The 10,789-nt window shown below is 70.2% G+C and carries 16 protein-coding genes; 4 read left to right on the top strand and 12 right to left on the bottom strand.

Annotated features, from left to right (window positions below; all coding sequences use genetic code 11):
* From ACKOQ4_RS04470 to ACKOQ4_RS04455, 4 genes are all read right to left on the bottom strand, one after another.
* On the bottom strand, positions 1–254 hold a 254-nt coding region (locus tag ACKOQ4_RS04470), incomplete at its 3' end, for an SRPBCC family protein (RefSeq protein WP_526289240.1).
* Positions 255–351: 97 nt separating this feature from the next.
* Positions 352–741: a type II toxin-antitoxin system VapC family toxin gene (locus tag ACKOQ4_RS04465; RefSeq protein ID WP_526289238.1), complete on the bottom strand. Its 390-nt coding sequence runs from the start codon at positions 739–741 to the stop codon at positions 352–354.
* On the bottom strand, positions 738–968 hold the full coding sequence (locus ACKOQ4_RS04460; RefSeq protein ID WP_526289236.1) for a type II toxin-antitoxin system Phd/YefM family antitoxin: 231 nt from the start codon (positions 966–968) through the stop codon (positions 738–740). The genes ACKOQ4_RS04465 and ACKOQ4_RS04460 overlap by 4 nt, the downstream gene beginning before the upstream one ends.
* A 195-nt stretch (positions 969–1,163) precedes the next feature.
* The gene (locus tag ACKOQ4_RS04455) at positions 1,164–1,622 is read right to left on the bottom strand and encodes a DUF4174 domain-containing protein (protein ID WP_526289234.1); all 459 of its coding nucleotides are present in this window, start codon (positions 1,620–1,622) and stop codon (positions 1,164–1,166) included.
* Between the two features lie 19 nt (positions 1,623–1,641).
* On the opposite strand from ACKOQ4_RS04455, the gene ACKOQ4_RS04450 reads away from it, so the two are divergent.
* Positions 1,642–2,298, top strand: a complete 657-nt coding sequence (locus tag ACKOQ4_RS04450; protein ID WP_526289232.1) for a methyltransferase domain-containing protein — start codon at positions 1,642–1,644, stop codon at positions 2,296–2,298.
* Between the two features lie 5 nt (positions 2,299–2,303).
* On the opposite strand, the gene ACKOQ4_RS04445 is transcribed toward ACKOQ4_RS04450, so the two are convergent.
* Positions 2,304–2,723, bottom strand: coding sequence for a nitroreductase family deazaflavin-dependent oxidoreductase (locus ACKOQ4_RS04445; RefSeq protein ID WP_526289230.1), 420 nt, complete (start codon positions 2,721–2,723; stop codon positions 2,304–2,306).
* 86 nt (positions 2,724–2,809) lie between these two features.
* Between ACKOQ4_RS04445 and ACKOQ4_RS04440 the strand changes: the two genes are divergently transcribed.
* Positions 2,810–3,070 (top strand): hypothetical protein, encoded by a 261-nt coding sequence (locus ACKOQ4_RS04440; RefSeq protein ID WP_526289228.1) that lies wholly within the window; start codon positions 2,810–2,812, stop codon positions 3,068–3,070.
* Between the two features lie 30 nt (positions 3,071–3,100).
* Complete coding sequence (locus tag ACKOQ4_RS04435) at positions 3,101–3,484, top strand: hypothetical protein (protein ID WP_526289226.1); 384 nt, start codon at positions 3,101–3,103, stop codon at positions 3,482–3,484.
* Between the two features lie 10 nt (positions 3,485–3,494).
* Here ACKOQ4_RS04435 and ACKOQ4_RS04430 read toward each other — a convergent pair whose 3' ends face one another.
* The 3 genes from ACKOQ4_RS04430 to ACKOQ4_RS04420 form a co-directional block, all read right to left on the bottom strand.
* Positions 3,495–4,340 (bottom strand): NYN domain-containing protein, encoded by an 846-nt coding sequence (locus ACKOQ4_RS04430; RefSeq protein WP_526289224.1) that lies wholly within the window; start codon positions 4,338–4,340, stop codon positions 3,495–3,497.
* Positions 4,341–4,482: 142 nt separating this feature from the next.
* The gene (locus ACKOQ4_RS04425) at positions 4,483–5,316 is read right to left on the bottom strand and encodes an endonuclease/exonuclease/phosphatase family protein (RefSeq protein WP_526289222.1); all 834 of its coding nucleotides are present in this window, start codon (positions 5,314–5,316) and stop codon (positions 4,483–4,485) included.
* Between the two features lie 80 nt (positions 5,317–5,396).
* Positions 5,397–5,852 carry a hypothetical protein gene (locus ACKOQ4_RS04420; protein WP_526289220.1) on the bottom strand — a complete coding sequence of 152 codons (456 nt, stop codon included), beginning with the start codon at positions 5,850–5,852 and terminating at the stop codon, positions 5,397–5,399.
* A 104-nt stretch (positions 5,853–5,956) separates the two neighbouring features.
* On the opposite strand from ACKOQ4_RS04420, the gene ACKOQ4_RS04415 reads away from it, so the two are divergent.
* Positions 5,957–7,624, top strand: coding sequence for a GMC family oxidoreductase (locus ACKOQ4_RS04415; RefSeq protein ID WP_526289246.1), 1,668 nt, complete (start codon positions 5,957–5,959; stop codon positions 7,622–7,624).
* 28 nt (positions 7,625–7,652) lie between these two features.
* On the opposite strand, the gene ACKOQ4_RS04410 is transcribed toward ACKOQ4_RS04415, so the two are convergent.
* From ACKOQ4_RS04410 to ACKOQ4_RS04395, 4 genes are all read right to left on the bottom strand, one after another.
* A complete protein-coding gene (locus ACKOQ4_RS04410) occupies positions 7,653–8,237 on the bottom strand; it encodes a nucleosidase (RefSeq protein ID WP_526289218.1) in 585 nt (194 codons plus the stop codon).
* A gap of 68 nt (positions 8,238–8,305) precedes the next feature.
* A complete protein-coding gene (locus ACKOQ4_RS04405; RefSeq protein ID WP_526289216.1) occupies positions 8,306–9,559 on the bottom strand; it encodes an FAD-binding domain-containing protein in 1,254 nt (417 codons plus the stop codon).
* A gap of 180 nt (positions 9,560–9,739) precedes the next feature.
* Entirely contained in the window at positions 9,740–10,210 is a 471-nt protein-coding gene (locus tag ACKOQ4_RS04400; protein WP_526289214.1) for a DUF4262 domain-containing protein, read from the bottom strand.
* A gap of 247 nt (positions 10,211–10,457) precedes the next feature.
* A complete protein-coding gene (locus ACKOQ4_RS04395; protein WP_526289212.1) occupies positions 10,458–10,742 on the bottom strand; it encodes a hypothetical protein in 285 nt (94 codons plus the stop codon).
* Between the last annotated feature and the right edge of the window lie 47 nt (positions 10,743–10,789).

The raw sequence follows: 10,789 nt of genomic DNA, 5'->3' as shown, positions 1-10,789 counted from the left end.
ATCCGGTCGATCGAGGTGAACACGCTGCTGCGGGCCACCACGAGGAGGTTGCGCGGGGCGTCGTGTTCCTCGGTGACGTACCGCAATGTCAGGTCGCGGCCGATGCCGGCGACGGTGACGTCGAAGACGTTGCCCGGGCCGCCGCCCGAGCCCCTCACCTGCCGGACCGCCTTCACGCCGGGATCCCACTCGGCGAAGTTACGCAGGTCGGCCATGTAGGCGAACACCTCCTGCGGAGGCTTCGCGGTCCTCACCGTGGTCGCATAGCGCGCCATCACAACCCCTTTCGACGACCTCCAGCGCGTGCCCATTGCGGAGTCCGTCCCAGCCGGCCTCGCTCCATCATCTGATTCACCAGAGAGTCTGGACGCTACGGCAACCGCTGAAGATCGGATCTCCGGTGACCAGGATGAGTGACTCGACCATCGACTGCGCTGCGAGCATCCGATCGAAGGGATCGCGATGCTCCCATTCCAGCCGCCCGGCAAGCAGCGCGTGTTCCTCGGACACCGGAAGTCTGATGGCCCCCAGCCGATCCAGATGCTTGGAGTAGGCGCCGAGCAGCGCATCGGCCTGCGGCAGCTTTCCCAGCCGGTGCTTGGTGGCGATCTCCCACGCTGAGGCCGCCGAGACCACCAGTTGCGAGGCGGGGTGTTCGATGATCTTGCGAGCTTTGCGCCCGAGGCGTGCGGGCTCGGAGAGCGCCCACAGCATGACGTGCGTGTCGAGCAGGTAGGTCAACCCTTGCCCTCCCAGGCTTCGAGTTCCTCTTCCGGCAGAGCCGCGAGGAAGTCGTCGGGCACCGAGAAGGGGACGAAGCCCAAGTCACGGGACTGCCGCGGTTCCAGTGGAACCAGTCGTGCCGCCGGCTGATCCCCACGTGCGATGACGAACTCCTCGCCCCGTTCGACCGCGGCGATCATCGCCGACAGATGCGTCTTCGCGTACTGCACTTTGACCTGCTTCACAAAGGAATTCTAGAAGTCTGACCAGGGTTGGTCAACCTATGTTGGTCAACTAAGCGTTGGCGAGGCGGTCAGCGACGTCGGTCGCGAACTATCGGACGTGGTCGGACACGACCAGTGCGGTCAGCACGTCCCGGGTCCGGAAGATTGCGATGCACTCTCCTTACCCGGTCAACAACATCGCCCGCCGGTGCCGTCTCAGCACCGGCCCGGGTCGGCGCTCATCTCCCGGCCCCGCATCGGCATGCCGTCGATCACGGTGTAGACGGCCCGCAGATCCGGGACGTCGTCGACGCGCAGCTTCTCGCCGCCGTCCTTGCCGATCAGCAGCACGCTGAAGCTGTTCGCGCCGACCCCGAACTCCGAGGCCAGCCGTTGGGCCTGGCCGGCGTCGATGACCTGGCCGCCGAGGGTGCCGGTGCCGTCGGTGACGATCAGGCCGAGCACCATGTCGCGATCGGCGAAGTCGCATCGGGTGGCCTCTATCCGGCGCACCGTTTCGACCAGCCGCGGATCGTCTCCGGTGGGCGCGAACACCAGCAGCGGGCGGCTTTCCCAGAGGTAGTCACTCAGTTCGGCGGCCGCGGCCCGAGCCGGCATGAACGCAGCGCCGGCCGCCAGGAAGATCACCACGAGTGCGCTTCGGAGAACGCGCAAGCAAGAATGATGCCTGATCATGGTGACACCGGATTCTAGTGAACCCGTCCCGGGCGAGGACCGCTACGCGGGCTTCCCCGACGGATTCTTCGCCCGGCGCGACGAGGGCGACGACGGTCGCTTCTACGGCGAAGCGCGGATCGTGCAGCACATCGACGAGGGCGCCATCGCGGCCGTGCGCGACCTCTACGACGAGCTCGGCCTCTACGGCGAGGTGCTCGACCTGTGCAGCTCCTGGGTGTCACACCTGGCCCGGACCCCGCAGCGGCTGGTCGCCCTCGGCATGAACGCCGTCGAGCTCGCCGAGAACGAGCAGGCGCAGGAATGGGTGGTCCACGACCTCAACCGCGACCCGGCGCTGCCGTTCGCCGACGCCAGCTTCGACGGCGCGATGTGCACGGTGTCGGTCGACTACCTGGTGCGGCCCATCGAGGTGTTCGACGAGGTGGCCCGGGTGCTGCGGCCCGGCGCGCCGTTCGTGTGCACGTTCTCCAACCGCTGCTTCCCGACCAAGGTGATCCAGGGCTGGCTGGCCACCGACGACGAGTTCCACGTGCAGCTCGTGGCCGAGTACTTCCGCCGCTCGGTCGGCTGGGACCCGCCGCGCGCCGAGCAGCGCCCGACGCCGTGGGATCCGCTCTACGCGGTGTGGGCTCACCGATCCCGGCCGGGGTGAGGGGTCTATACATGCCCTGCTGCGGGTGGCGTATCCGGCCTCCTCGTACCGAACGACAGCAGCAGCGCGCTCGCGAAGGGCAGCTTCGGGAAGACCCGGCGGCCGAAACCGGTGATGTGCGCGGCCGCCTCATCCCTGCTCACCACCCGGGGCGCGCGGACGGCGACCACGCGGCCATGCCGTCGCAGTCGCCCGCCGCCGGCGGCGGTGAGGTTCTTCACCCAGTCCCGGTCGGGGCCGTAGGTCAGCAGGATGGCCACCCCGTCACCGGTGGAGAACACGGTCAGCGGTGTGCGGTAGAGGCGCCCCGAGCGCCGTCCGACGTGTTCGAGGATGCCCATCATCGGCGCCCATCCCGCCCAGAGCCGTTGCACGGGATTGGTGACGTACCGGTTGAACCGGGCCAGCCGCTGCGGGAGTTGCACGATGTCATCCTTACCGACGCGCCATCCTTACCGACGCCGACCCGGCGCCGCAGCGCGTTGAACGTGTGCCGCCGCATCATAGGTCTGTGACGCCGTCTGCGATTCTCCGCAACCCCCGCATCTGGATCTACCTGGTGGTCGGCCTGGTGGCCGCTGGGCTGATCGGCTACTCGCAGTGGCGTGACTCCGACGCCCAGCGCCTGCAGCGCTGCGTCGACGCCTCCCTGGCCCAGATGAAGCAGGACATTCCCGCACTGGACGGGTTCGACAACGCCCAGTCGGTCCTGGTCGAGATGTCGCGCGCGAACTGTATGAAGCGACTGGGCATCAACCCGCAACCTCAGTGACGGCGCACAGGCTCCAGATACCCTCGGGCCATGCCGGAGACCGTGCGGGAACTCATCGGCGTCTACGACGCCGACGGAACCGTGCTCGGTGAGGCGCGCTACTGGATCGGGGCCCGGCTCGGCCGGACGCACTGCTCGCTGTGCGAGATCACCCACGGGCTGTTCACCGAGAAGTCCGACTGGCGGCGCTGCCGGGATCAACTCGACGTCGAGTTCCGCACCTATCACCGCAACGACGCCCCGGCCGACGTCCTCGCCGCCGGCTCACCGGCGCCGTTCGTGGTCGCCCGCACCGATCGCGGCCTGGTCGCCCTGCTCGGGCCTGCGGAACTCGACGCGTGCGCCGGCGACGTCGAGGCGTTCCGCCGGGCGCTGGGCCGCGCGTGCGCCGAACGGCACCTCGACGGGATCTGAGCGTGCGGGGCTAGCGCAGCTTCACCAACCTCGTCGTCGAGCTCTCGTCGAGTTCCACCACGTCGGCCCGCGACCGCAGGAAGTCGCTGAACGACTTGAACCCCAGCGCCTTCTCCGAGAACGACGGATCCATCCGCTTCATCTGCGCCTTGACTTCGGAGTTGTGCAGCCACTCGGCGTCGTCCTTCTCCAGGCCGATCTGCAGGGCGCGTGTCAGCAGGGCGGTGGCCGCCGGCTGCGGATCCGGCGCAGCGGGCTCGGCGGACTTCCGCCGGGTCTGCTGCGCGCCCTCGGCTTTGGCGGGCGCGAACACCGGCACCCCGGGCAGCGCGTCGTAGACGACGAAGTCGTCGCAGGCCGCCGCCAGCGCCCGGCTCGAGGAGCCGGCCACCCCGATGCCGACGACGTAGCGGCCCAGCCGCTTGCAGCGCTGCGCCAGCGGGATGTAGTCCGAATCGCCGGCCACGACCACCACGTGGGTGAGGTCGGGCAGCCGGAACATGTCCTCCACGGCGTCGACCGCCAGCCGGATGTCGGCGCCGTTCTTGCCGTAGGCCGCCGCCGGGAACAGCTGCACCAGGTCCACCGCCCGGCCGACCAGCTGCTGCCGGTACTCGGCGTTGACGTCGGCCGACCAGTCGGCGTACGCCCGGGTCAGCACCACCGTGCCGAACGACGACGCGAAGTCCAGGATGGCGCCGACGTCGACCCGGGCCCGGTCCAGGCGCGCCGACTCCAGGCCCTTGGCTTTGTCGCGCTGGAAAGAGCTGCGGCCGTTGACCTGGTCGTAGCGCGAGATGACGATGTTGTCGAAGTCGAGGTACACCGCGACGCGGGCCGCACTGGGTTCGGTCATCTGCCCAGTCTGGACTATGGCTTGGCCGGGACGGTGCGGATGTCGCGTGTGGCGCGGCACCGGCGGCAGATCCGGCGCGGGAACGCCGTGGAATCCCCGGGATTGCAGGTGGGCCGGTGGCGATCGCCGTCGCCGCGGTGGTTCACATCTTCAACTCGGCCACCACGGCGAAATGGTCGCTGGGCCAGACATTCCCGACCGCTGCGGTGCCGGCCAGGTGGCAGCGGCGCACATGCCCCGTGCCGGACCGGCGCGGGGTGGACACCATCACGTAGTCGAGCCGGCGGTGCGGATGGATGGCGTGGCGGGGGACCAGCGGGTTGCTCGCCGACCAGGTGTGTCCCGGGTCGGTGTTGCCCGCCGCGGACCAGGCGTCGACGAGAGTGAAATTCGGCACCGCACCCGCGGAAAGCCCAGTGGCACTGCGGTACTCGTCGGATTCCGGGGTGCAGTTGAGGTCCCCGGCCAGGATCGCCGGCAGCGAATCGCGCCGCCGGGTCTCGTCGCCGAGGGTATCGGCGATGTGGTTCACCAGTGCCGCCATCTGGACGCTGCGCCGCGCCGAGTTCTCCAGGCCGTGCTCGAGGTGGGTGCCGGCCGCGACGAACGGCCCGCCGTCCTCGGCCGGCCGGTGCACCCGCGTCACCAGCACGTGGCGCCACGTCGGCTCGCTGCCCGACGAGGGCGGCGCGCAGAGCCGTTCGACGCTCAGCGGCCAGCGGGCCAGCACCGCGTTGACCACCCAGTACGGCGCCTGCGGGTACCGGTCGAACCCGGCCAGCTGCGCCGCCGTCACCGAGTGCATGCCCAGCTCCGCGCCCAGCCGGGCGGCCTGGGTGGCGCCGTCGCGCTCGACCCACGACTCCTGAAGGGTGAGCACGTCGGGGGCGGTCCGTTCGATCCATGACCGCAGCGCGCCGTGCCGGGCCTCCCAATCGCCCACCCGGCCCTGGACGTTCCACGTCATGATCCTCATCGGTCCATCCTTGACCGGCCCGTCCATGAGATTCGGTGCTTAGCCGATTGCGGTCTCATCTCAGGACCGCTCGCAGCTGCCTACGACGTCAGCACGACCAGGTATTGCCCGCCGCCGGGCTGGATCCGCGATTCGACTTCAAGGCCCGGCGCCAGCCGGCTCACGCGATCCACCAACCACTCGGCCGCCGCCACCGCGTCGGCTTCGGTCGGGCATCGGCCCATGGCCTCGCTGCCGCGCTTGCGGGCCAGCCGCTCGACGCTGGTGACGATGGACGCGGGATCGGCAACGAACAGGTCCTTGGGCCACTCGACGACGGGGGCGACGGCGCCCTTCCTGGTGTTGCATCCGCGGTGCGCGAGCCGCTCGCTGCCGAAGACCGGTTCAGCTCCCTTGCCTTTGGCCTTGCTTCTGCTGCTCATGCTGTCGATGCTGGGACCCCGGTCGTCGTTGACCGACATCTCCGGGTCGACGGGCTCATCGCAGAGCCAGCACCGCCATCCGTCGGCCTCCCCGACATCATCGAGCCGTGTCATAGCCGCTCAAGGTACCGGTCATGCCGGGGTCAGGGTGCATCACTGATGGGACCGTCACGTCCCGCACCCGGTCGGCCTTTCCCGCAGTATTAGTCGTCATGGGGATCGCCGAGTTCGACTTCATCATCGTCGGCGCGGGCAGTGCGGGCTGTCTGCTGGCCAATCGGCTCAGCGCCGACCCCGATCACCGGGTGCTGCTGATCGAGGCCGGCGGCGACGACGACTGGTTCTGGATCAAGGTGCCGGTGGGCTATCTGTACACCATCGCCAACCCGCGCACCGACTGGTGCTTCACCACCGAGGCCGACGAGGGCCTGGCCGGCCGCAGCATCGGCTATGCGCGGGGGCGGGTGATCGGCGGCAGCTCGTCGATCAACGCGATGATCCACATGCGCGGCCAGGCAAGCGATTACGAGCGGTGGGCGCAGGCCACCGGGGACCGGCGTTGGCTCTGGGACGGGCCGGGACAGACACTGGCGATCTACAAAGACCTCGAGGACTACTTCGGCGGGGCCGACGAGTGGCACGGCGCCGGCGGTGAGATCCGCGTCGAGCGGCCGCGGGTGCGCTGGAAGATCCTCGACGCCTGGCAGGCCGCCGCCGCCGAAGTGGGTATCACCCCCATCGAGGAGTTCAACCGGGGCGACAACGCCGGCAGCGCCTACTTCCACGTCAACCAGCGCCGCGGCCGTCGCTGGTCGATGGCCGACGCCTACCTGCATCCCGTCGAACGCCGACCGAACCTGACGATCTTCACCCGTACCCAGGCCACCCGGCTGCTGCTGGACGACGACGTCGCGCAGCATCAGCGCCAGGGCGCCTGGACCACCGCCCGGCACCGCGTCACCGGACTGCGGCTGCTCAAAGACGGCCGGATGCTCGACGTCGCGGCCCGCCGGGAGGTGATCCTGAGCGCCGGCGCCGTCGGCTCCCCGCATCTGATGCAGGTCTCGGGTCTGGGTCCGGCCGATCTGCTGAGGCAACACCACGTGCCGGTGGCCGTCGACCTGCCGGGGGTGGGCGAGAACCTCCAGGACCATCTGCAGCTGCGGACGGTCTACCGGATCACCGGTGCCCGCACCGTCAACACGCTCTACCGCAACTGGCTTACCCGCGCCGGAATGGGACTGCAGTACCTGACTCTGCGATCGGGCCCGATGACGATGCCGCCGTCCACGCTGGGGGCGTTCGCCAAGAGCGACCCGGGATCGCCCGGTGCCGATCTGGAGTGGCACGTGCAGCCGTTGTCGTTGCCGAAGTTCGGTGAACCGCTGCACAAGTTCGGGGCGATCACGCCCTCGGTGTGCAACCTGCGACCCGGTTCGCGCGGCCATGTCCGGTTGGCCACCGCCGATCCGCTTGCCGCGCCGAAGATCTCGTGCAACTACCTGTCGACGGACGCCGATCGGATGACCGCCGTGCGGGGCCTGCGGATGACCCGCCGGATCATGGCCGCACCGGCGCTGGCCCGCTACCGCCCGCAGGAGATGCTGCCCGGCCCTGGCCTGGTGAGCGACGAGGACCTGCAGCAGGCGGCCGGCGAACTGGGGACGACGATCTTCCACCCGGTCGGCACCTGCGCGATGGGCTCCTTCGACGCCGACGGCCGGCCCGGGTCCGCCGCCGCGGTACTCGACACCGACTGCCGGGTGTACCGCGTCGCCGGCCTTCGGGTGGTCGACGCGTCGGCCATGCCGACCATCACCTCCGGCAACACCAACGCGCCGGTGATGCTCATCGCCGAACGCGCGGCGCGGGCGATCCTGGGATAGTCCCGTGGAGCGGCGAGCCGGTGGCCGGTCACCACCGCAGTTCGTCGGACACCCAGCCCGCCAGCGTCCGGGCGTGCTCGCTCACCGTCTGAGCCCAGGTGCGGCCTGCCTGCGCTCCGGCGTCGTCGCTGACCAGTTTGATCAGCCGTGCCGGGACGCCGGCGGCGCGGGCGGCCCAGGCCACCGCGTAGCCCTCCATGTCGACCAGATGTGCTTCGCGGGAGAGGGTGTCGCGCGACTGGCTGTCGGCGATGAAGCGGTCGCCGGTGGCCAGCACCACGGCGGGCCCGCCGGTGGGTGAGCCGAGTTCGATCGGCATCCCGTAGTCGCGGTCGACCAGGGAGCGGATCGCCGCGGAATCGAAATCGTGCTGTATGACGGTGTGGATCTCATGCACTCCGTCGAGACCGTCGTGCAGGCCGCCCGCGGTTCCGAGGTTGATCACCCCGGCAGGTCGTGCGCCGCCCAGCACCGCGGACACCGCGACGGCCGCGTTCACCTTGCCCGGGCCGGTGACCAGGATCGGGAATTCCCCGGCGATGAATTCCGCCTCCTCGGGCAGGGCGACGACCAGAAGCGGCCGATCCGGCCGCACCGCGCCGCGAAGGTCCACGCTAGGATCCTGCCGTGCGCCGGGCGCGCGTGCAACGCCACCCCGGGCCTGGCCGCGTCCGCGCGGATCTACCGGCGGCCCTTGCTCCACGCGGTGAAGGAGCCGACCGGGCCGGAGCGCGGACGCTCCAGCCACGGCCACGGATGCAAAGCGACCACGTCGAGGCGGGCCGCACGGGACCGCCAGCCGGGAACCGGCGCGAACGTGGCCGCCAGCTGTCTGCCCTGCAGCACCTCGACCGGGTCGCCCCGCCAGAGCTGGAGTTCTCTTCGGGTGGCCAGGTCGGCGAGCGACTCGGCAAGAAAGACAAGCCGATTCGCCGACAGCTGCAACCGCCGCAGCAGCGGTGCGTCGAAGACGAACGCCACCGGCAGATCGGGATGCGCGGCGGCGGCCGGGTCGCGGTCGCCGAGGCTCTCGGCGGTGATCCAGTCGGCCTCGGGTGAGCCGGTGTGCCGGACCGCCGCCGGCCCGGCCGTCGTCTCCGGGTCGTCATCACGCCTGAGTCGCGGGTCGACCGAATACCGGGGCGCGGGTTCATCGGTCGCAGGCCACTGCTGGATCGGGCAGCACGAGTTCAGCGGGCACCGCTCGCACAACCCCGGCGCCCGCTTCTCCACCTGCCAGCGGGAGAACCCGTAGGCCTTGCCGGTGAGCGCCCCGACGGTCCACTGCCAGCCGAGCCGGTTCGCGGCCCGCGATCCGTCGAGCAGATGCCGGTACATCAGGTCCTCGCCGTCGCGCCAGCCCAGGCCGGCCCGCACGGCCCAGTGCGAGGCCAGCCACATCCGGGTCTGGTTGGTCAGCCAGCCCTCGCCGACCAGTTCCGACCACGCCGAGTCCAGGCACAGCGCCTCGGCGGCCCACGGATTGGCTGCCACGGCGCCGCCCGAGTGCTCGACGACATCGAACCGCAACGACCCCCGTGACGCGGTTCCCATGCGCGCGTAAAGATGTCGTGCGTACTCCTGCCAGCGCAGCTCGTCGCGGAACTTCGTCACGTCCGCGGCCGGGCCGCCGGCGACGTGGTCCCACACCTCGCGCAGTGAGAGCAGTCCGTGGCGGATGTAGGGCGACAGCCGCGAGGAGCCCCGGCTCCGCTGCGGCCAGACGTTGTTGCGACGGCGGGCATAGCCGCTGACGTCGAAGCGCTGCAGGGCGGCGTCGGCCGCCGCCTGCCCGCCGCGTATCGGCGTGGCGGCTGCGGAGGGGGCTGGGGCCGGGGTGCACAGGTCACCCAGATGCGTCGACACCCAGTCGCGGACGCCGTCGGTGCCGGCCGGGGGATCGGGCAGGCGCCGCGGCACGTCAGCGGTCGCCACGACAGCAGGCTACCGCCCCACCCTGACCCAGCGGCGCTGACAGCGGCGGGCACCCGTAGCGCCCGCTCCGGGCGCGTTATGTCACCGTGCCGAAACCGGACCCCGCGCTCCGCGTGACGGCGTTCTCCGACAACCTCGGGCGGTGCGGCGCCCCGCATGCCGTGCGATCTCGTGACACCCTCACCCCGGTATTGCGCTGCGCAGGCCCAGCACCGGTTGCCGGCGCCGGCCGTGGCTCCACCCGCGATCCCACGGCCAGTGCCGGCGATCGTCGGTCCACACGAGCTGGAAGGCGCGGAACGGCTCCCGGAAGAGTGCCAGGGCGAATTTGAGATGGACGTCGGGGTGGTCGACCTCGACCACCTCCAGGGCCAGCCCGGCTTCATGGTCGATGTGCATCGCCGGTTTGAGCCGCGTGCCGCCGTCGACGATGTCGTCGGCGATCGAGTTGAGCAGATGAGCCGACGGTTGCGGCTGCAGTCCGGTGACGAGCAGTTCGGGAAGCCCGTGGCGGTGCAGGCCGATCGTGTAGGCGAAGGGCCGCTCACCTTCGACGAACTGGACCGCCCATCGGTATCTGGTGATCATGTCCCGCAGCGAGTCGAGGTAGTCCTCGGTGGTGGCCTGTGGGTTGTCGCATTGCCAGCACATGGTGTGCGCCCTCCTTCGGTTGGTGATGTGAAGAAGCGTGCATGCAGCCTCTGACAGAGCGTGCCGGCTCAGTCGCCGGAGACGGTGTCGCTCATCAGACACCAGTGGTTTGTTGCCCGCCTATGAGCGACAAATGCGTTGCGCCAGAGCCGTTGTCGCTCAGAGGTGGGCAAAAGTCAGTAGGGCCCTGGACCCCAGAGAAGCAGCGGCCCCGGCCGCCGGGGCGACAGCCAAGCCCGTCCGGACGTCAGCGCGCGCTTTCGGCCAGCCCGATGCAGGTGCCGAGTTGCTGCGGGGTGCAGGGGACGCCGTCCACCGAGGGCAACTCGCCGGGGGCGCCGCCGAACACCGCCCCGGCCGGCGAGGTGTCCGGCGGGACGGTTGCGTCACCCCCGGACGGGCCGCTGACGCACACACCGGAGAAGTCGCTGGGCACCGTTCCATACGGGCAGGCTGCCGCCGGAGCGGCGCTCGCGCACATCCCGGCGCCGATCAACACCGCGCACGTCCCGGCGCGAAGAAGGACTGTCATGGCGCAGAGTCTGTCAGGGTCGGGGCCTAGCCTTGGCGGCGGGGAGA

Source organism: Mycobacterium sp. (assembly GCF_046095365.1).
Taxonomy (GTDB): domain Bacteria; phylum Actinomycetota; class Actinomycetes; order Mycobacteriales; family Mycobacteriaceae; genus Mycobacterium.
This window is presented reverse-complemented; position numbering and strand designations above follow the sequence as displayed.

Bases quoted from the DNA above. Each gene is read 5' to 3' on its own strand.
- ACKOQ4_RS04450 (WP_526289232.1), top strand. From the start codon at position 1,642: ATGGTGACACCGGATTCTAGTGAACCCGTCCCGGGCGAGGACCGCTAC.
- ACKOQ4_RS04435 (WP_526289226.1), top strand. From the start codon at position 3,101: ATGCCGGAGACCGTGCGGGAACTCATCGGCGTCTACGACGCCGACGGA.
- ACKOQ4_RS04430 (WP_526289224.1), bottom strand. From the start codon at position 4,340: ATGACCGAACCCAGTGCGGCCCGCGTCGCGGTGTACCTCGACTTCGAC.
- ACKOQ4_RS04425 (WP_526289222.1), bottom strand. From the start codon at position 5,316: ATGAGGATCATGACGTGGAACGTCCAGGGCCGGGTGGGCGATTGGGAG.
- ACKOQ4_RS04420 (WP_526289220.1), bottom strand. From the start codon at position 5,852: ATGACACGGCTCGATGATGTCGGGGAGGCCGACGGATGGCGGTGCTGG.
- ACKOQ4_RS04400 (WP_526289214.1), bottom strand. From the start codon at position 10,210: ATGTGCTGGCAATGCGACAACCCACAGGCCACCACCGAGGACTACCTC.
- ACKOQ4_RS04395 (WP_526289212.1), bottom strand. From the start codon at position 10,742: ATGACAGTCCTTCTTCGCGCCGGGACGTGCGCGGTGTTGATCGGCGCC.